Annotated in this window: 18 protein-coding genes; 12 read left to right on the forward strand and 6 right to left on the reverse strand. The window is 56.0% G+C overall.

Annotation, left to right across the window (positions count from 1 at the left end; all coding sequences use genetic code 11):
* Positions 1-326 precede the first annotated feature (326 nt).
* A complete protein-coding gene (locus BN1118_RS21775) occupies positions 327-638 on the forward strand; it encodes a CU044_2847 family protein (protein ID WP_156994963.1) in 312 nt (103 codons plus the stop codon).
* Entirely contained in the window at positions 631-3,315 is a 2,685-nt protein-coding gene (locus BN1118_RS21780) for a serine protease (RefSeq protein WP_156994965.1), read from the forward strand. Before BN1118_RS21775 ends, BN1118_RS21780 begins: the two co-directional genes overlap by 8 nt.
* A gap of 100 nt (positions 3,316-3,415) precedes the next feature.
* Here BN1118_RS21780 and cysS read toward each other — a convergent pair whose 3' ends face one another.
* Positions 3,416-4,792, reverse strand: coding sequence for a cysteine--tRNA ligase (gene cysS / locus BN1118_RS13320; RefSeq protein ID WP_043556571.1), 1,377 nt, complete (start codon positions 4,790-4,792; stop codon positions 3,416-3,418).
* 226 nt (positions 4,793-5,018) lie between these two features.
* Between cysS and BN1118_RS13325 the strand changes: the two genes are divergently transcribed.
* Genes BN1118_RS13325 through lpxH form a run of 3 tightly spaced genes read left to right on the forward strand, consistent with a single transcriptional unit; the run spans position 5,019 to position 6,920 of the window.
* Positions 5,019-5,516, forward strand: coding sequence for a peptidylprolyl isomerase (locus tag BN1118_RS13325; RefSeq protein ID WP_043140873.1), 498 nt, complete (start codon positions 5,019-5,021; stop codon positions 5,514-5,516).
* Entirely contained in the window at positions 5,506-6,186 is a 681-nt protein-coding gene (locus tag BN1118_RS13330) for a DUF4269 domain-containing protein (RefSeq protein ID WP_043556572.1), read from the forward strand. Before BN1118_RS13325 ends, BN1118_RS13330 begins: the two co-directional genes overlap by 11 nt.
* Positions 6,183-6,920: a UDP-2,3-diacylglucosamine diphosphatase gene (gene lpxH, locus BN1118_RS13335; protein WP_043556574.1), complete on the forward strand. Its 738-nt coding sequence runs from the start codon at positions 6,183-6,185 to the stop codon at positions 6,918-6,920. The genes BN1118_RS13330 and lpxH overlap by 4 nt, the downstream gene beginning before the upstream one ends.
* Positions 6,921-7,029: 109 nt before the next feature.
* Here the strand turns inward: lpxH and nrfD are convergent, their stop codons facing one another.
* From nrfD to pdsA, 4 genes are all read right to left on the reverse strand, one after another.
* Positions 7,030-7,983, reverse strand: coding sequence for a cytochrome c nitrite reductase subunit NrfD (nrfD, locus tag BN1118_RS13340; protein ID WP_043556576.1), 954 nt, complete (start codon positions 7,981-7,983; stop codon positions 7,030-7,032).
* A gap of 45 nt (positions 7,984-8,028) precedes the next feature.
* Complete coding sequence (locus BN1118_RS13345) at positions 8,029-8,697, reverse strand: 4Fe-4S dicluster domain-containing protein (RefSeq protein WP_043556578.1); 669 nt, start codon at positions 8,695-8,697, stop codon at positions 8,029-8,031.
* A complete protein-coding gene (gene netB / locus BN1118_RS13350) occupies positions 8,694-9,314 on the reverse strand; it encodes an Nrf-like electron transfer protein NetB (protein WP_043556580.1) in 621 nt (206 codons plus the stop codon). The genes BN1118_RS13345 and netB overlap by 4 nt, the downstream gene beginning before the upstream one ends.
* 161 nt (positions 9,315-9,475) lie before the next feature.
* On the reverse strand, positions 9,476-10,087 hold the full coding sequence (gene pdsA / locus BN1118_RS13355; protein WP_043556581.1) for a periplasmic diheme shuttle PdsA: 612 nt from the start codon (positions 10,085-10,087) through the stop codon (positions 9,476-9,478).
* A 247-nt stretch (positions 10,088-10,334) separates the two neighbouring features.
* On the opposite strand from pdsA, the gene BN1118_RS13360 reads away from it, so the two are divergent.
* From BN1118_RS13360 to BN1118_RS21220, 4 genes are all read left to right on the forward strand, one after another.
* Positions 10,335-12,449, forward strand: coding sequence for an OmcA/MtrC family decaheme c-type cytochrome (locus tag BN1118_RS13360; RefSeq protein ID WP_043556583.1), 2,115 nt, complete (start codon positions 10,335-10,337; stop codon positions 12,447-12,449).
* A 53-nt stretch (positions 12,450-12,502) separates the two neighbouring features.
* Entirely contained in the window at positions 12,503-13,477 is a 975-nt protein-coding gene (locus tag BN1118_RS13365) for a DmsE family decaheme c-type cytochrome (protein ID WP_043556584.1), read from the forward strand.
* 11 nt (positions 13,478-13,488) lie between these two features.
* On the forward strand, positions 13,489-15,480 hold the full coding sequence (locus tag BN1118_RS13370; protein ID WP_043556586.1) for an MtrB/PioB family decaheme-associated outer membrane protein: 1,992 nt from the start codon (positions 13,489-13,491) through the stop codon (positions 15,478-15,480).
* Positions 15,481-15,873: 393 nt separating this feature from the next.
* On the forward strand, positions 15,874-16,050 hold the full coding sequence (locus BN1118_RS21220; protein WP_080741165.1) for a DUF3606 domain-containing protein: 177 nt from the start codon (positions 15,874-15,876) through the stop codon (positions 16,048-16,050).
* A 296-nt stretch (positions 16,051-16,346) separates the two neighbouring features.
* On the opposite strand, the gene BN1118_RS13375 is transcribed toward BN1118_RS21220, so the two are convergent.
* On the reverse strand, positions 16,347-16,790 hold the full coding sequence (locus BN1118_RS13375) for a winged helix-turn-helix transcriptional regulator (RefSeq protein ID WP_043140632.1): 444 nt from the start codon (positions 16,788-16,790) through the stop codon (positions 16,347-16,349).
* A 104-nt stretch (positions 16,791-16,894) separates the two neighbouring features.
* Here BN1118_RS13375 and BN1118_RS13380 point away from each other — a divergent pair, with 104 nt between their 5' ends.
* Genes BN1118_RS13380 through BN1118_RS13390 form a run of 3 tightly spaced genes read left to right on the forward strand, consistent with a single transcriptional unit; the run spans position 16,895 to position 19,704 of the window.
* A complete protein-coding gene (locus BN1118_RS13380) occupies positions 16,895-17,827 on the forward strand; it encodes an alpha/beta fold hydrolase (RefSeq protein WP_080741166.1) in 933 nt (310 codons plus the stop codon).
* Positions 17,828-17,841: 14 nt separating this feature from the next.
* Positions 17,842-18,858, forward strand: coding sequence for an NADP-dependent oxidoreductase (locus BN1118_RS13385; protein WP_244463614.1), 1,017 nt, complete (start codon positions 17,842-17,844; stop codon positions 18,856-18,858).
* Between the two features lie 51 nt (positions 18,859-18,909).
* Positions 18,910-19,704 (forward strand): SDR family NAD(P)-dependent oxidoreductase, encoded by a 795-nt coding sequence (locus BN1118_RS13390; RefSeq protein ID WP_043556588.1) that lies wholly within the window; start codon positions 18,910-18,912, stop codon positions 19,702-19,704.
* The last annotated feature ends 496 nt before the right edge of the window (positions 19,705-20,200 follow it).

Below are 20,200 nucleotides of genomic sequence, written 5' to 3' on the forward strand. Positions count from 1 at the left end.
CACCATCCCTGGCGTCGTTCAAAGTCCGCTGCGGACATCCTTGTCCTTGCGCCAAACCGGGCCGAGCGTTGCTCGTCCAATTCCGGTTTGGCCCCTAGCCCAGCGACGCTCGCTCGGCGTCCTGCCTCGCGGCCTGGACAAACGGGCTCACCTCGGCGAACAACAGGGGGCAACGCCCAACCCGCAGCCTCGAGGAATATATTAGATATAGGGGAACAATCCACGCGGCTAAGTGCATCATAATGTAATTTTTTTAAAATACAGGTGTAATTTACACTAATTAACTCACTATTCTTATATAACGATTATAAGGTCTAAACTTTACCATGAGCAAAAGCATTATAAATGAAGATGGTATATGGTTCGAGGTTGACATAGATAACAACCAAGAATACATAATGGAGATATCGTCGTCTCAAAACACAATAAAATCAATAAATCAAATAAGTGATATTCTTTTAAGACTAACAACTCCAATCAAGAATACTTATAATGAGCTCAATAAAGATATGTATGTAGAGTCAGCAAAACTAACTGTCGGTATAAAAGTCGGCGTTGAAGGAAACTTCATTGTCGCAAAAGGTAATAGCGAAGCCAACATAGTTATTGAGATATCCATGAGGCCTAAAAATGCTTGAAAGCATTGTAAAAGTACATTGCGATGGCAATAATAGTTTTGGAACAGGATTTATTTTTAAATCTGATGATGAGTTTTATTATATAGCCACATGTGGTCATGTTATCAATGATCTCAAAGGAAATATATTCATTGATAATATACCATCAGATGTCATCCTTAATAAATATAAGGACGGCATCGACATTTCAATTTTAAGAATGAACAGTACAATAGCGCCACGCTATAAGCCATTACCACTAAAGTTAGATGGTAGTCTTATTGATAGCAAAGTCATAGGTTTCAGTCTTTTAGGTGATAAAATAAAAAAAGAATCCATCTCTGTCCGACAAATTAAGAAAGTCGAACTAGAAAAAGATGGCATGAAATTATCATCATTAAAATTATATCCAAATGAAAGTATAAAGAGTGGATATAGTGGGGCACCTCTTTTAGATACTAACAACTCAGTATTAGGCATAATAAATATCCGGTGCGGAGATGATACAAACTATGCGTTGTCTATTTCTCATCTTGAAGAAATATATGAATGCCAATTGACAAGCAATCAAATACTGCACCACACATACAAACAAAAAACGATAGAAATTTCTGATATCAATAGAGCTCTTATAAAAGAAAAATTAAGTGCAGACCTTTTCTCTACACTTCATTGTTACTCTAATAGATATGATGTTTGGGTTGATCCAAACATATACAGTATAAATGAAACACTTATCACAAAAAAAAGTGATACAGCTAGGATCGCCTGTGATTACATCATAAATAATCGGATTAACTATATAATATCTGCACGCCCACAATATGGACTAACATCTCTCGCTTATCATTTATCCCTTGAATGCTGGTGTAAACTACAACCTGAGCTATATCTATATTTAGATGCTAGTTTATTAAAGCCTTATGAGCAAGAAATAATTCTTTATGTCAACTCTAAGCTAACCCAGTTAAAACTGACAAAAGATGATGTTAGCTGTATTATTCTTGATAATGTAAGCTGTAAAAACAATAAATCAAACGATATTATATCAAGAATCTGCGAATTATATGACGATATCCCATTAATAATAATGTTTACGAATGAGGATTCCTATGGGTACCCAAGTAATATTACTTTGCCTGAAAATAGAGATTTTGAACAGTTATATCTATGGCCTTTAACCAGAGGGGGTATTCGTAATGTTGTATCTAAATACAACAATTCAAGATTTATAGGTGAAGAAGACCTTGTCATAAATAAGGTAACTTCTGATTTAGAAACTTTAAATATCCCAAGAACACCATTAAACTGCCTAACTATTCTTAAAACATATGAGGTTGATTTTGAAGAGAGCCCTATCAACAGAACAGAAATAATAAGACGAGTGCTATCCATACTATTTAATACTGATTCTGTTCCTAGCTATAAAACAAAACCCGATATAAAAGATGTAGAATATGTTCTCGGATATTATTGCGAACACCTATTAAAACAAGAAATCACGTTTTTTGACAGAAAAAACTTCCTACATGAAATATCAACATTTTGTACTGAACATGAGATTGATCTAGATATTGATATCATTTTTGATGTTTTATATCAAAATAGCATCATTATTAAGGGGGAGCTAGGATTCAGATTTAGATTTACATATTGGATAATCTATTTTGCAGCACAGAGAATGCACCAATCCGAAGATTTCATGAACTATGTTTTCAATGAAATGAACTATTTGTCATACCCTGAAATAGTTGAATTTTATACCGGTATAGATAGACGACGCGATAATGCTCTAGACATCATTAGAAATGACATATCTTTTCTTAGAGAAACAGTAAGTAAAGAATGTGGAATACCTGACAATATAAACATATATGACTTCGCACAATGGAAACCATCAGCAGAAGCGATCGAAGTCATATCAAAAGAAATTTCAGACAGCATATCCACCTCTAAATTACCCTGTGAAATTAAAGACCAATATGCAGACAAATATTATGATTATGGTAAGCCATTAAATCAAAACATTGATATATTATTAGAGCAATATCATCTAACCAAGTTAATGCGGTCAATTAATGCTGGTTCAAAAGCTCTTCGAAATAGTGACTATACATCTCCAGATGTAAGGCACGCCTTGCTTAGAGAAATTCTATTATCATGGCGTCAACTAGTAAATGTTCTTGTCGCTTTATCACCTGTAATGGCGCATGACGGCCACGCAACTATTGGTGGCACAATGTTCAATCTTGACGATTCCATTCGAAATAAAGATATCAAGGATAGATTCAGCATTATATTGAATGTTCTACCTATGAATGTCGTCAGTTGGTACAAAGATGATTTATTTTCAAAGAAAATGAGCTCACTATTGTACAAACATATAGATAATGAAGAAAATTGCCTAACTAGACATAATATCCATCTTCTTATCCTTAATAAAAAGCCTAAAGGATGGGAAGATAAACTTTACAGTTACATAACTTCCGTCCACAAAAACTCATATTATTTATTCGATCTTTATAGAGCTCTAAGAAGTGATTACAAGTACAGTTTTTCTTCAAGAGAAGATTTAAATAAAATCGAATATTTATTAAAGGCGACTCTAGTTAAACATCAAAAAGGTATTAAAGCTCCAGGACCAAAAGCAATTGGTAAGTTAAGTAATCAGGTGTTACCTGAGCGAGATAATGCTTGATATTTTTCACAGATTACAGATTTTAGAACACAAAAAACCGCAGCCCAAGGCTGCGGTTTTTTATTGGGTCAAGCTGTTGGCACCAACGGGGCCACCGGCCTTAGGCACGGCGCCAGCTGGTCTTGCCGGCGCTGTCTTCCAGCACGATTCCCATCTCGGTGAGACGGTTGCGGGCGGCGTCGGCGGCGGCCCAGTTCTTGTCGGCGCGGGCCTGGTTGCGCTGGGCGATCAGCTGCTCTATCTCGGCTACTTCGTCATCGGCCTCATTGCCCTTGAGGAAGGCGTCCGGATCCTGCTGTAGGATACCGAGCACGGCGCCCAGTTCACGCAGACGGGCACCCAGGCCTGCGGCAACTGTGATGTCTTCGGCCTTCTGGCGGTTGATCTCGCGCACCAGATCGAACAGGGCGGAGTAGGCTTCCGGGGTGTTGAAGTCGTCGTCCATCGCTTCCTTGAAGCGAGCCACCTGTTCATCACCACCGGCAGCGGCGGCCACCGGCAGGTCGCGCAGGGCTGTGTACATGCGCTCCAGCGCGGCGCGGGCCTGCTTCAAGTTGTCTTCCGAGTAGTTGAGCTGGCTGCGGTAGTGACCTGACATCAGGAAGTAACGCACGCTCTCGGCATCGTAGTGGGCCAGGACGTCGCGGATGGTGAAGAAGTTGCCAAGGGATTTGGACATCTTCTCTTTATCCACCATCACCATGCCGCTGTGCATCCAGGTGTTGACGTAGTCGCCACCGTGGGCGCAGCAGGACTGGGCGATCTCGTTCTCGTGGTGCGGGAACTGCAGATCCGAGCCGCCGCCGTGGATGTCGAAGTGGTTGCCAAGGTGCTTGGAGTTCATGGCGGAGCACTCTATGTGCCAGCCAGGACGGCCCGGGCCCCAGGGGCTTTCCCAGGTCGGCTCGCCGGGCTTGGACATCTTCCACAGCACGAAGTCGAGCGGGTTGCGCTTGGCATCCACCACGCCGACCCGGGCACCGGCTTGCAGCTGCTCCAGATCCTGCCCGGAGAGCTTGCCGTAGTCGGCGTAGGAGTCGACGATGAACATGACGTCGCCGTTGTCGGCCACGTAGGCGTGATCCTGCGCGATCAGGCTCTCAACCAGTTCGATGATTTCACTGATGTGCTGGGTGGCGCGCGGCTCGACGTCCGGGCGCACCATGCCGAGGGCATCAAAATCCTGGTGCATGTCGCCGATCAGGCGCTCGGTCAGATCGTCACAGGTGACGCCGGTCTCGGCGGCGCGCTTGATGATCTTGTCATCCACGTCGGTGACGTTGCGCACGTAGTTGAGCTGATAACCGCAGTAACGCAGGTAACGGGCCACCACGTCGAAGGCGACGAAGGTGCGACCGTGGCCGATATGACAGTGATCGTAGATAGTGACGCCACACACATACATGCCCACCTTGCCCGGGTGGATAGGTTTGAATTCTTCTTTTTGACGAGTGAGTGTGTTGTATATCTTCAGCATCTTATGACCACTGCCTGTGAGTAAAATGGCCTGCCATTCTACCCGCATCCGGTGGAGAAAACGAGGCAGAAAACAGGGCGGATCCGGCCTCACAGTCATGTCAGCCCTATGCCAGACGACCACTATGGGCTAGAATTGCCACCACTTTATGCCATAGCCCATGCAACAAGCTGCGAGCCGCTTATCTGCCCGCGCAACTTTTGCCCAAAGAATGAAAGGACATATCATGGTTACTCTGCACACCAATCACGGCGACATCACTCTGACCCTGAACGCGGAAAAAGCCCCGGAAACCGTGGCCAACTTCCTGCAATACTGCCGTGACGGTCACTACGACAACACCATCTTCCACCGCGTCATCGACGGCTTCATGATCCAGGGCGGCGGCTATGCCCCTGGCTTCGAAGAGAAAGACACCCGCGCCTCCATCAAGAACGAAGCGGCCAACGGTCTGTCCAACAAGATTGGTACCGTCGCCATGGCCCGCACCATGGAGCCGCACTCTGCCAGCGCCCAGTTCTTCATCAACGTGAACAACAACGACTTCCTCGATTTCAAATCCGCCACCACCCAGGGCTTCGGCTACTGCGTATTCGGTGAAGTGACCGCCGGCATGGACGTGGTCAACAAAATCAAGGGCGTCAAGACCGGCAACGCCGGCCGCATGCACCAGGATGTACCGGTAGAGGACGTGGTGATCACCAAGGTGACCCTTGCTGACTGATCTCTGCCTTCTGCGAGATGAACTGACTGCGGCCCCGGCCGCAGTTTTTCCATCTGCACTTGCCACTAGCCCGAACTGGCGCCGCCTCGACTATCTGGCCCACGGCAACGGGCGCCAGCGCGCGGCCCACGCCCTGCTCACCGGCACGCCCCTGTGGGATGAGTTGCAAAGCCAGTGTCTGGACGTGGCGCTGGTGAGCACCCTGGCCATAGGGCTGGACAGGCCCGGCAGCGATCTCGACATCCTCTGCCAGCATGCAACACCTTCGGTGCTGGCCGCCCGGTTTGCCGAACTGGGCTGGCAGCGCCGCGCCCTGGGCAGCGACATCTGGCTGCTGGAGCAGACCCTGACCGACGCCGATGGCCGCAGCTGGCCCATCGAGCTCTATGTCACCCCGGCGCGGGTCGAGACCCTCAACGGCTGGCGCCACCTCAGCCTGATGGCCGCCCTGATCGAGCACTTTGGTCACGACTTTTACCGCACCCTGCTCGCCCTGCGCCTGCAGCAAGGGCTGAAAGGGGAAGCGGCCATCTGCCGCCTGCTGAAATTGTCCGGCGATCCCTATCAGGCGCTGTTGACCCTGGAAGGCCGCAACCTTGACCAGTTTGACTGGCACCCTCACCCTATGACCCATACAGCCATAATCGGGGCACCTCGCACGCCATCATGAGCACCCTCTTTATCAGTGACATTCACCTGTGCAGCGATCGGCCCGACATGACGGCCGCGCTGGTGCACTTTCTGGAGCACGACGCACCCGGTGCCGACGCCCTCTATGTGTTGGGAGATCTGTTTGAATTCTGGATTGGCGACGACGATCCCAATCCGCTCCACCAGCAGATCGCCGAGGCCTTTGCGGCCCTGAGCCAGCAGGGGGTGCCCCTCTATTTCATCCACGGCAACCGTGACTTTATGCTGGGCCAGCAGTTTGCCAAGCGGGCGGGCATGACCCTGCTCGGCGACCCCTGCGTCATCGAGCTCTATGGGGAGCGGGTGCTGCTGAGCCACGGCGATCTGCTCTGCACCCGGGATGAGGGATATCAGAAGTATCGCCGCATCACCCAGTTCAAGTGGCTGCGCTGGCTGTTCTTGCGGTTGCCGCTGAGCCGCCGTCAGGCCATCGCCCACAAGATCCGTGGCCAAAGCCGGATGGAGAAAACCGTCAAACGCCAGACCATCATGGATGTCACCCCGGCCGCCGTCGACGAGATGCTGCGCCAGCACGGCTGCAACACCATGATCCACGGCCACACCCACAGGCCCGCCATTCACGACTTCAGCCTCGACGGTCAACCGGCGCGGCGCATCGTGCTGGGGGACTGGTTCGAGCAGGGATCCGTGCTGGTGTGCCGCCCCGGCGAGCAACGCCTCGAAGTACGGGCCCTGCCAGGGGCCAGTGCCTGAGCGACCACTGACCAACAACACCGGCAAACGGCCATGAAAAAGGCGGGATCATCCCGCCTTTTTGCTTTTCCTCTGCGCCCAGCCAAGCGCCTTTCGAGCGCAGTGCGCCTTACATCACCGTCATCTGCCCCGCATAGAGGATGAAGTAACGCAGCAGCAGTATGCCCACCAGACTCAGGCTGCAGATCAGCGTCAAGCGGGCGGGCTGATGCGCCCGCGCCTTGCTACCAAGCAGCCCCAGCGACTGGGGCAGCACTATGCCAAGGCCTATCACCCCGAACCAGAACACCTGGGACCAGAAACCGCCGCCGATCGCCGCCCACATGGCCACCTCCTTCTGGCCGCCACCGAAGTAGAGGCCGGTGAAGAAGCAGACCAGCAGGAAGATCTCGATGGCCACCATGGGTCGCTCGAACCTGTGCACGAAACTCACCCCCTGGCTGTGGCCATGTTCCCGAAACAGGGTCACCGCCAGCAAGATGGTGGAGGCCACCCCCGAGCTGATGCCGGAGACCAGAAACAGCGCTGGCAGGATCGGGTTGTTGAGCATGGGGTAGGTCTTGAGGGCGGAGAGCAGAAAGCCGGTGTAGGCCCCGAGCAACACCGCCAGCAGCAACAGCACGGGGCCGAGCAGCCGTTCGAGCGGCGCAAGCTTGCCAATCAGGCCATCCACAAAGGCGAGCTTGTCCGCCAGCAACTGCCGACGCAGCGCCGCGATCTCGACTCTGAACACCACCGCCAGCCAGGCGAACAGCACCGCCATGTAGATCTGGAACAGCATGACCCCCATCGACATCACTGAGTCGAACTGGTAGTGGAACATCAGCTTCCAGAAGGTCCAGGGCCGAGCCAGGTGGAAGATAAGGATCAGGAGCCCCAGGATCACCGAGAGTGGCGCCAGTATGGCGGTGGCCCTGATGATGCCGCTCTCGCCGCCAACGCCTTGACGCCGCAGCAGCACCGACAAGGTGGTCGACCCCGCCGAGATGCCGAGCAGGAACAGGTAGACGGCGATGGGGCCGTCCCACACCAGGGAATCGAAGTGGAATGCGTCATGCCACATGGTGCACACCTCCCATCAGACAGAAACCAGCAGGCAGATATGCGCTCATGATGCCACCTCCCCTTTCGGCACCCGGTACATCTTGGGCGAGGTGCCGAGGAACTGTTTGTAGCGATAGGTGGTCTCCTGCACCAACCGCATGGCGACGGGGCTCTGGGGATCGTCCAGATTGCCGAACACCAGCGCCTTGGTGGGGCATGACTCCACGCAGGCGGGCTGCTTGCCATTGGCCAGATTGGTCTTGCGGCAAAAATCGCACTTGTCGGCAATGCGGGTCACCGGGTTGATGAAACGCACCTGATAGGGACAGGCCGCGAGGCAATAACGACAGCCGACGCAGAGATCGGGATTGATGTCGACTATGCCATCCTCGACCCGGATGTGGGAGGCGCCGGTCGGACAGACGTGCACGCAGGGGGCGTTGTCGCAGTGCTGGCAGGATTTGCGAAAGAAGCGGTACGCCTGATCCGGATACGCCCCCACGGGGCCGCTGCGCAGGATCTGCAGCCGGGCGACCCCTGCTGGCACCTGATTGACCTCGCGGCAGGCATCCATGCAGGCGGTGCAGCCGATGCAGGCCATCTCGTCGTGGAGCATGCCGTAGCGTACCCCCTCTATGGTCATGCTGTTGGCGAGGGCACGGTGCGAACCTGTCATCAGGATCAGGGCGCCGGCACTCATGCCCACCATGAATTCGCGACGGGTCGTGCTCATGCGCCCTCCTTGACAGCGGCTTGCTGCTTGGCCTCATGCTGCTTGCTGTGGCAGTCGACGCACAGCTTGATGCGGGACTTCTCGGGGATGCCGACCATGGGCTCCTTGGCCGGGTGCAACTGGTGGCAACTGGTACAAGTCACACGGGTGGCGTGCACGTCGTGAGCCCACAGCGCCTTGCGCAGATCGTCGGGTTCGTGGCAACTCATGCAGACACCGTTTTGCTGGCTGAGGGGAAACGCCTCGTCGCCAAAGCGCATCACATCGACCATGCCGCCGCGCTGTTTGCGGTGATCGGCCGACGCATTGCCGTGACAGTTGGTGCAGGTGACCGCTTCATTGGTGTTGGGGTTGGTGACGCTGCCGTGCTTGCCGTGCATCCCCTCCTCCCCGTCGTGGCACTTGTCACACTTGGCAAAACGGGCAGCCGCTTTCCTCGCGGCGGCCTTTTTCTTCTCCGCCTTGGCCTGACGTTCGGCCAGCGTCGGCTGACCGGCCGGCACGGCCTGTGTGTTGGTGGTCTGGGTGTCGGTAGCCGGGGCCACCTCGGCCCAGGCAAACTGGGTGGTGCCCAGGCAGAGGCAGCCGAGCAGCAGCCACTTGATGACATCTTTCATAGGAAACTCCGGATCAGGGACACCCGGCGGGTGTCATCTCCCCCAGTGCGCAAAAAAGGAGCTGACAACAGCTCCTTTGACGGTCATGACCGGGTTGCAGGAGCACACCCCGCCGGCGGGCGGCAGGGTGGCTGCGTCAATGGGAGTGGGTGCAGCGACGGTTACTGCTGGCTCGCGTAGTACTCGGCCAGGGCCTTGAGGTCCGCATCGCTCATGGCAATGATGGCCTTGTTCATCTTCTCGTCGTTGCTGCGCTTGCCGACCTTGAACTCCTGCAGTGAGGTCAGCAGGTAGCCCTTGGGCTGACCGGAGAGGATGGAGGCTTCATCTTCCACCACTGAACCCCCTTCCGAGTGGCACTTCTTGCAGCCGGACTCTTCGTGCAGCTTCTGCCCGGCCTTGGCCAGCGCCGCATCGAACGGCTGCTTCATCGGCTTGTAAGGCAGCTCGGCATAGTGGGCAGCCAGCTCGTCGATCTGCTCGTCGCTAAGGCCCTTAACTATGTCGGTCATGTTCCCCTGTTTGCTGGTGTCACCGGTGACATGATTAACGGTCTTGGCAGGGCGCCCATCCAGATAAGTGCGCAGCTGCTCACTGATGTTGGCCTCTGCCAGTCCGGCGATGGTCGGGATGTCGTTATGGGTGCTGATGCCCTGACTTCCATGACATGAATTACATGTCTCGACCAAGGAATCCATGCTGGCATGTGCGGTGCCAATGGAGCCCAACAATAACGACAATCCCAGCATTTCCAGTTTCATACTGCGTTTCATTTCTCATCCCTCGTGCAGAAAAGACCTAAAAATCTCAATCGAAACAGACATTTTTTTCTCTCAGCTTACTTTGAGATCCGTTTTTGAGACTTCGGTCAACGCCGGTCAATATATAAACCTTACAATTAAGATGGAAATTATTTATACCGTATTAAGTCCTCGTTTGACCCTTAAGTAGTATGTTTTTGGGAATTTTTTGACTTGGCTCATACATGGAACAATAAGTCCGATAAAAAAGGATAAAACAATGAAATACTGGAAAGTATTGGTGGCTGCAGCAATGGTGTTCGCCCTGTCGTCCTGTGGTGGCGGTGGCGACGGAAACGACAAGACAGATCCACCGCCCCCCCCGCCCGGTACCCCGGACTCGCTGATCATCTCGGCATCCCCCCCCCAGTTAAACGAAAGCGGCCAACTCTCGGTGCAGTTCAGCGTCACCGACAAGCAAGGCAAGGGTTATGAGCTGGGAACCACACTCCCCTCCTTCACCCTGACCAAGGTGATCCCCGGCCGTGACGCCGCGCGGCAAGACCCTGTCGTCTGGAAGAGCTTCATCTACAGCACCAAGAACAACCGGCCGACCGGTGAAAACAGCGGCAAGCTGGAACCCCTTGGCAGTGGCCAGTACCGCTACACCTTCTCCTTCAATGCCACCACGGTGCGCGACCCTTATCCGAGCGATTCGCTGGACAACAACGGCTTGATCCGCTGGGATGAGGCAGCGACGCACCGCCTCGGCATCTACTTCGGTGGCAGCAACGACATTCCGGTCACCGACTATGTGCTGGACTGGGTGCCCGCCGGTACGGCGCCACTGCTGACCCGCGACATACTGGAGCAGCAAAGCTGCGACAGCTGCCACATGAAGCAGCCAATCCACCATAGCAACCGGGCCGATCCCAAGCTCTGCGTCACCTGTCACAACGAGAGCGTGCCCGGCAGCGGACGGGGCGATCTGACCACTCTGGTGCACAAGCTGCACGGCAATCTGGACCCGACCGCCACCAAGCTGGTAAGCCACTTCCCGCAGGATCCGCGCAACTGCGACACCTGCCACAAGGGGGTCACTCCGACCACGCCAAACGCCAACAACTGGCAACATGCCCAGGAGAAACCCTGCGGCGCCTGCCATGCGGACTCCACCACGACGACCGGCTACGTCAGCCACATCAACGGCAAGATCAACAGCGGCACCCTCTGTACCCAGTGCCATGCGGAAGAGCCGGGCAACACCAAGTCCCCCAGCAGCGTGCACATGGGCTATCTCGCCAATGAAGCCGCCGGTCGCGACAAGCTGGTGTTCAAGTTTGACGACGTGCGCTATGCCGCACCCAACATCGAGGTCGAGCTGACAGTGACTGCCGATGGCAGCCCGGTCGAGACCATGGACGGGGTGCTCAAGTACATCAAGTACGGCGATCTGGCCAAGGCCCCCTACATCCTGGTCAACTGGGATCAGGGCAGCGGCTACGAGCTGGCCTACACCAACCCGCAAACCTTCGTCACCGGCAACAAGATTGACTTCACCAAGTGCGAGAGCCAGGGTGGCGGCAGCTTCCTGTGCCGCAAAGAGGTGGGCAACGAGGTCACCGGCACCCTGGCGGCCACGGTCGCCGAGTTGCAGGTCTGCGTGGCCCGCAAGGCGGATCGCAACGGCGCCTTCGCGGCCGGGGATCTGCTCCCCTGCAGCAGCACAGCCAGCGCCCTCTCCTACGCGGCCATCAATCCGGCCAAGGCCTACTTCCGGGTCGAGGGCGGAGTCGACAGCAGCTATGTGCTGAAGGCGGGCGCGGATCTGACTTCCTGCAACGGCTGTCACAAGGATCTGGCCATCCACACCGAGGGGAACGCGGGCTCGGCCCACGCCTCCAAGGACTTTGCCCAGTGCACCAGCTGTCACAACGCCACCCGCAGCTCCTTCTACGCGGGCGTGCCGGGCGACCTCAAGTACCACGTGCACTCCTTCCACGCCTACGGTTCCCACCGCAGCGGGGATGCCACCTTCCCGGGCAAGCTGAACAACTGCGAGTCCTGCCACACCAAGGCGCAATACAACCTGCCCAACCAGCAGAACGAGCGCCCCTCCCTGGTAAGCACCACGGCAGACAACAAGCAGCCCAAGTTCTTCAGCCCGACCCTGGTGGTCTGCGCCAGCTGCCACCTCAAGTCGCCGCTGGGTCTGGTCAAGCCGGACAACCCGGCCGCCGGGGACGAGTGGGCAACCCACATGAAGAACAACGGCGCCATCTTTGGTGCAGACACGATAGAAGCCGCCACCGGGGTTGAACAGTGCGCGTCTTGCCATGCCGTCGGGCAGGAGCAGGGCGTCGACAAGGTTCACAAAGTGTATGACTTCCGTTGAGACCACCAGGCCAGGGGACTTGCCCCTGGCCCTTTGCCGTTGAAGGACACGATATGAAAATAACCACCCCGCAGTGGCTCCTGGCGGGTTTGCTGGCACTCAGTTGCCTGCCTGTCTGGGCCAAGAGTGATGCCCGGCCGGCGGCGGCCGATGCCGATCCGCGCCTGCAGGTCGAGGCCACCCTAGACCAGAAATTCGATCAGGGAAAATACTCCCCCAAGGGCGCCGATACCTGCCTCAAGTGTCACGATGCCGACTCGCGCAAGCCCGCCACCGGCATCTTCCACAATGTGCACGGCAACCTTGGCAACCAGAATGGCCCCATGGCGGACAAGCAGTGCGAAGCCTGCCACGGCCCCGCCGGCAACCACCCGCGCAACCCCCGCAAGGGGCAACAGCGGGAACCCATGATCACCTTCGGCCCCGACTCGCCGGTCCCGGTGGAGAAACAGAACAGCGTCTGCCTCTCCTGCCACACAGACGCCAAGCGGATGGGCTGGCATGCCAGCGCCCACGCGGTGGAGGATCTCTCCTGCACCAGCTGCCACAGCCTGCACCAGGCCAAGGATCCTGTGATGGACAGCAAGCAGCAGGTCGAGACCTGTACCAGCTGCCACGCCCAGCAGAAGGCCGATCTGCACAAGCGCACCAGCCACCCCATCCTCAATGGCGAACTGCCCTGCTCCAGCTGCCACAACCCGCACCAGTCGCAGAACGAGGCCAGCCTGAAGCAGCCCAGCCTCAACGAGAGCTGCTACGAGTGCCACGCCGAGAAACGGGGCCCCTTCCTGTGGGAACACGAGCCGGTGACCGAGGATTGCTCCCTCTGCCACAGCCCGCACGGCTCCATCAACCAGGCGCTGCTCAACAAACGGGTACCGCAACTGTGTCAGGAGTGCCACAGCGTGCCCCATGCCAACGTCTCCATCCCCGAGGGGGATCTCAAGGTGCGTGGCGGCAGTTGCCTGAATTGTCATAACCAGATCCACGGGACCAACCACCCCAATGGTCAATCCCTGCGACGCTGAGGAGAGAAGTCATGAAATATTCAACACTTTGGCTCTCCCTGCTGGCGGTCTGTTCGGCCCAGGCGGCCGAGCAGCCGCTGGCAGTCGGGGATTACTCCCTGCAGCAGGCCAAGCCGGCCAAGAGTGAGCGCTGGAGTTGCAAGTCATGCGAGCGCGACGAAGGCTGGTTTGGCGAGGTGGGGCTGGGGGCCGGCTATGCCAACGATGACGGCGCCACCCGCTTTCGCAACTGGGTGCCCAGCCAGCAGGACAGCGGCATGCTCGGCATCTTCAACGCCGATCTGCAATACCGGGGAGAAGGCTCCCGCTACGGCTCCCTCGAGGCGAAAAACCTCGGCATGGAGCGCTTCAGCCTGGCGCTGGAGCAGGGCCACTATGATGGCGTTCGCGCCAGGCTGGGCTACTCGGAGTCCCCCTTCTACTGGAATTCCCATGGTCGCAGCGTCTATCAACCGGGAGAGAGTCCGCTGACCCAGGGCCAGCTGGCCGAGTTTGACAAGGAGGTGGTGCGCAAGAAGCTGACCGCCGGGCTCGCCTATACGCCCAAGAGCCCGTGGCGCCCCTATGCCGATTTTTCTCATGAGAAAAAAGAGGCCACCCTCGCCTACTACCAGCCGACCGTGCCCGGAGTCGGCGGCGTGCCCGGCCTCCTGCCCAAGCCCGTCGACGGCACCTCGACCACCCTGGTCAAGAGCGGCGTCAGTTATCTGGGCAAGGGCTGGCTGGTCGATCTCGCCTACAACGGCTCCCTCTACCGCACCGATGACACGGCCCTCTATTACGGCAGCGTCACCGACCCTTACGCTAACGAGCGCGCCTATGAGCCGGACAACAACTTCCACCAGCTGAGCCTCTCCGGCCAGTACAACTGGGACAGGCAGAGCCTGACCGGGCGCGTGCTCAGCAGCCAGGCCAGCTCCAACGGCAGCCTGACCGCCTTTCGCAATGCCCCCGTCGCCCAGGATGACTTCCACGGCGAGGTAAGCACCCTGCAGGCCGACGCCAAGTGGGTGGGCCGCTTTGGCCGGGATCTCACCCTGCGCGCCGGCGGCGAGTATCGGGATCGCAAGGACAAGTCGGACGAATACGCCGTGGTCGGCAAGCAGCGCAGCAAGAGCGATCGCACCCGCAGCAAGGCGGATCTGGAAGCCGACTACCGGCTCAGTCGCGCGGTCAAGCTCACCACCGGCTACCAGTACAAGGCCGATCAGCGGGAGCAGGCCGATCGGCGCGACACCGACGAGCACACCCTGTTCCTCAAAGGGCGCTATCGCCCGGCCGGGGCGCTGCAACTGGGCGGCAAGCTCGCCTGGAGCACCCGCAACGGCTCTGACTGGCGCCATGACAGCGACGGTGGCAACGGCAGTCCGACCCTGCGCCAGTTCTATCTGGCGGACAGGGACAGGGTGGAGCTCAGAACCGACCTCGGCTACCAATTCAGCGAGGGGCTGGATGCCAGCCTGGAAGGCTGGTGGGCCAAGGATGATTACAAGGAGTCGGACATAGGGCGCAGCGAGGGCAAGGATTATGGCCTCGACCTCACCCTCAACCAGCAGTTTGACGACAACCTGAGCGGCCATCTGTTCAGCAACCTGCAGTGGATAAGCTCAGCCCAGAACCATGCCTACACAGGCGCGCCGGACTGGGATCCCTACAGCACGGCGGTGCGCGACGAGATCACCACCCTGGGGCTGGGACTGACCCAGAAGAAGGCGTTTGACCGGGATCTGGAGCTGGGGTTCGACTACAGCTTCGCCTATGGCCGCGGCAAGACGGACGCCAGCAAGGGCTATGACTACCCGGATCTGACCAGCAAGCAGCACCGGCTGGAAGGCTATGCCCTCTATCAGCTCACCAAGCAGCACTCGCTGCGCTGGGATGTGCGCTACGAATACTTCCAGGATGTGGATTACCTCTACACAGGCGAAGAGCGCAACCTCGGCAACCTGAATCAGGACTACAACGGCTACTTCACCGCAGTCTCCTGGCTCTACAAGTTCTGACCGCTGTGCAACAAACCAAAGGGGAGCCTGGCTCCCCTTTTTCTTGCCTGATGAAGGGCCCCATACTCGCCACCCCGGCCTGAGGCTCGCTGATCTGGCCATGGCGCTTGCGGGCTCAAGCCTCCCGTGACCGTCAAGATACTTTGGGGTATTCGGGATGCTCGGGATGCTCGGGAGGATGACCCCGCCAGCCACCTGATATGGCAACCTCTTTGCGCTCAATGCGCATCATCTTGGCACCAGGTCCGATGACGGGGGTCATGAGGGTGCGTTGTTTCACCCGCTACCCGCGTTGTGTGAGCCCCATCACCACGCCCACGACTTATATAGAGGAACATGAGCACCGAGCCGGGACAGCTGTCTCGCCAACCATTTCAACAAGTTGAGGTTCCTATGCCTGACAACAATACCATTGCCCATCCCCTCGATGCCAAGAGCATCAACGTCAACGACCCCTATGAGATGAAGCTGTGGATCAAGACGTTTGAGTGCACCGAAGTCCAGCTGAAAAGAGCGGTGAAAGCCGTCGGCACCTCGGGCAAGGCCATCAGAAAGCACCTCAAAAAATAGAGGTCCGGATAAACATCACCTGACCACAAGCCCCACCCGCGGGGCTTTTGCATTCAAAGAGATGGCTGAAGCGCTTGGCAGCGCCCAGACCGACATCGTGAATCGCTTCGGGCTAGTGCTGGTGGAGCAACAACATCCATTTCCCAGCGGCATGCCGCATGAAGGGAGCACAAGCAGGCCAATGAAGATTGCCCCCCGTCAGCCACTCACAATGGCGCAGCCGGTGTCAGTGCGAGCAGATCCAGGAAGTCGCCACCAAATACCCTTTCCATCTATCCGTTTGCTCACATACCCCGTCAGACTTCATCCGGCATGACCATACGCATAGGGCGAGTCCCTATCTTGGCCCCTGTGACCTCATCCACCGCGATGGCTTTGATTTCTGTGCCCGTTTCAGCATCGAGGAAACGAACCAGCTTGCCACCGCCCCTGTGCTGGCGTCCCCACGCGCCAATCATGAAGAGCACCGGCATAAAGTCGCGACCGGCAGTGGTCAGCAGATATTCCTCGCGTGGCGGATGCTCCGAGTAGCGCCGCTTCTCTAGCAACCCCTCCTCCGTCAGGGTCGCCAGCCGGCGGGTCAGCATAGTCGGGGCAATACCCAGACTTTTTCTGAATTGGTCAAAGCGGGTAAGGCCCGCATGGGCATCTCGCAGGATCAATATGCTCCACGAATCGCCCGCGACAGCCAAGCTGCGCGCGATCGGGCAGGAGAGATTGCAATTATTTTCCATGTTCATACTGTTTTGATAGTGACTTGTTGGTGAATCGATCGTATCGTGAGTACTAATTTGATACTAACACTTTGACTATGTGCAATCCACCCGGCACTGAGGTTTCATTGATGAGCACGAACGACAGAAGCATCGCCCCGGCAACCGGAGCATCTTCAGGTACCGACGCAGCGACTGCGGTACCACAGACAGGCAATGTGGCATGGAAAGATGTACCGACCCGCACGATTGACGTTGGCGGGGTACCTTTCGCCTACCGGGCCCTCGGTCCCGACTCCGGCGTGCCTGTGATCTTCCTGCACCACCTGATGGCCGTGCTCGACGACTGGGATCCCCGTGTCATCGACGGCATCGCCGCGCAGCGTCGGGTTATCGCCTTTGACAATCGCGGTGTGGGTGCCTCGGGGGGAGTGGTGCCGCAGACTATCGAGGAGATGGGGCGCGATGCCATCGCCTTCATCCGTGCCTTGGGACTTCGCAGCGTCGATCTGCTCGGCTTCTCATTGGGCGGTGGCGTTGCCCAGATGGTGGCCTTGCAGGCTCCTGACCTGGTGCGTCGGATTGTCCTGGCTGGCACTGGACCACGGGGGGGCGGCGGTATCGATGGGATCACCAGCATTGCCGTCATCGCTTACCTCAAAGCGGCGCTCACGCTGAGCGATCCGAGGAATTTCTTGTTTTTCCCCCGCACGCCGGATGGCAAGCGCGCTGCGAAAGCGTATTTCTCCAAGCTGAAGGAGCGCACAGATAACCGTGACAAACCCATTTCCCTGCAGGCCAGACAGGCACAACTCAAGGCCATCAGAACTGCAGGATTGAGTGAGCCAGATGACCTATCTGTCATCACACAACCGGTGTTCGTCGCCAACGGTGATCGTGATCTGATGGTCGACAGCCGCCATTCGGCCGACATGGCTCGCCGTCTGCCGAATGCCAAGCTGACTATCTACCCGAATGCCGGGCATGGGGGCATCTTCCAGCACTACCAAGCCTTTGTGCCAGCTGTGCTGGATTTTCTGACTGACTCCAGTGATCCAACATGAATGAAAGGCCAAAGATGAAAAGCCAAACAATGAAAGCACTCACCTTCAAACGCTATGGCAAGTCGCCCGACATCGGGCTCACCGACCTGCCCCGTCCCACGCTTAAGCCCGACGAGCTACTCGTTGAGGTCCACGCTGCGGCCGTGAACCCGATCGACAACATGATCCTGACCGGGATATTCAAGCCGATACTGGATTTCCAATTTCCGGCCACTGTAGGGAGCGATCTGGCCGGAGTGGTGACTGAGGTCGGCAGCCGCGTGACGCGCTTCAAACCAGGCGATGCCATCTTCGCAAACATCTTCGACCTGGGTACGGGATCGATCGCTGAGTTCGCGGTGGTGCCGGAAAGCGCAGCCGCGTTGAAACCGGCCAATCTGGACTTCGTGCAGGCGGCATCTATCCCCATGGTCGGGCTCACCTCGTGGCAAGCGCTGAAGGAGCGAGCACATCTTCGGGCTGGCCAGAAGGTGTTCATTCCCGCGGGAGCTGGCGGCATCGGCACGTTCGCTATCCAGCTGGCAAAACACCTTGGCGCCAAAGTGGGCACCACCACCAGCACGGGCAACGTGGCACTGGTGCGCAGCCTGGGCGCCGACGAGGTGGTCGACTACAAGAAACAGGAATTCGAGAACGTGCTGCGCGGTTACGACGCCGTACTCGGCACCATCAGGGGGGATGCGCTAGAGAAGTCCGTTGGCATCCTCACGCCGGGGAGCAAGATCGTCTCGCTCGTTGGGCCGCTGGACGCCGCATTCGCGCGTGATCGGCGGCTGAACATAGTGCTGACCTGTCTGTTCCGGTTGATGAGCCGCAAGATCATGCGCCTTGCGAAGAAGCGGGACGTTACCTACTCCTTTCTCTTTGCGCGCCCAGATGGGGTTCAACTTGCCGAAATCGGCAAACTCCTCGAGCAGGGACACATCCGGCCCGTGATCGACAGGGTGTTCCCGTTCGAGCAGGCAAAAGAGGCGCTTGCCTATCTGGCCCAAGGCCATGCCAAGGGTAAAGTCGTCATCAAAATGATGTAAAAAACCAACTGAATATCAAGAATTTAATCACCTGATTGATAGAGGAATACCATGAACTCATCTAGAAAAGTCGCGGTTGTCACCGGTGCGTCATCCGGTATTGGCGCCATCTACGCGGATCGTTTTGCCCAACGTGGCTATGACCTATTGCTCGTCGCACGGCGTGGTGACCGCTTGCAGCGTCTCGCTGCTCGGCTTGAGCAGACATACCGCATCAAGGCTGACACCCTGGTGGCCGACCTTGAGAAAGAAACCGACCTCGCGGCCCTGGAAAGCATCCTCGCGGGTCATTCCGCCATCAATGTACTGGTGAACAACGCCGGTATTGCCAAGCTGGGCCAAGTTGCCGACGCACAGCTGAAAGACTCACTGGCGCAGATCGCATTGAACATCACTGCACTGACGCGCCTGACGCAGGCCGTGCTGCCGGCGTTCAAGGCACGCAACGAGGGGGTCATTATCAACATTGCCTCGGCATTGGCACTTCATGCGTTGCCGGTCAGCGCCGTCTACAGTGGCACCAAGGGCTTTGTTCTCAACTTCAGCCGGGGTCTGCAGCAAGAACTGGTCAATACCAATATCAGGGTTCAAGTGGTGCTACCCGCGGCCACAGCTACCGATCTTTGGGATATATCCGGGGTACCACTGGCAGCATTGCCGCAAGAAACTGTGATGTCTGCCGAGCATCTTGTCGACGCCGCCCTGGCCGGTTTCGACCAAGGCGAGTCGGTCACGTTACCGTCTATGGCAGACACAGCCCTGTGGGAGCGATTCGACGCTGCACGCGCCGAACTGTTTGACGCGATGCAGACCAGTCAGCCTGCACCCAGGCTCCTTCCCCTCTGACCATGGCCGGGCCATTGAAAACAAAGGCTAATTTGAACAAGATGGTCGACTTTTGTGGTCAGAACATTAATTGGCAAGACTGTCTAAATAACGACGAATATCTTCAAGAGTTAGTTGATCGATTTATTTATAATGTTTTAGGAAGAGAAAATAAAAAAGATTCTCAGCTGTCATATGTATCAGAAAAAAACTATTCACTGACGCAGAGTATTTAATGATGAATGGCCACAAATTGGAAGTCGCCGTTAAAAATAAATATCCAGGGTTGCTGGCACATTGTAAAAAGGGAAAGGATGGCGAATTGAAATATTCGATTGTGAGTAAGATAATGCTCACATTAACAAATGGCGCTCTTATACCTAAAGCCTATGAACAAGTATTTTCGGATGTTCAAAAATAACACTTAATAAAAACGAACCAAGCGCATTATAACGTTAGGAGAAAATCAACCAAGGGGCGCTATTGCGCCCCCAGTCTGTACAGATCTAGTTATCAC

The sequence above is a fragment of the Aeromonas bestiarum genome, from assembly GCF_000819745.1.
Taxonomy (GTDB): Bacteria; Pseudomonadota; Gammaproteobacteria; order Enterobacterales; family Aeromonadaceae; genus Aeromonas; species Aeromonas bestiarum.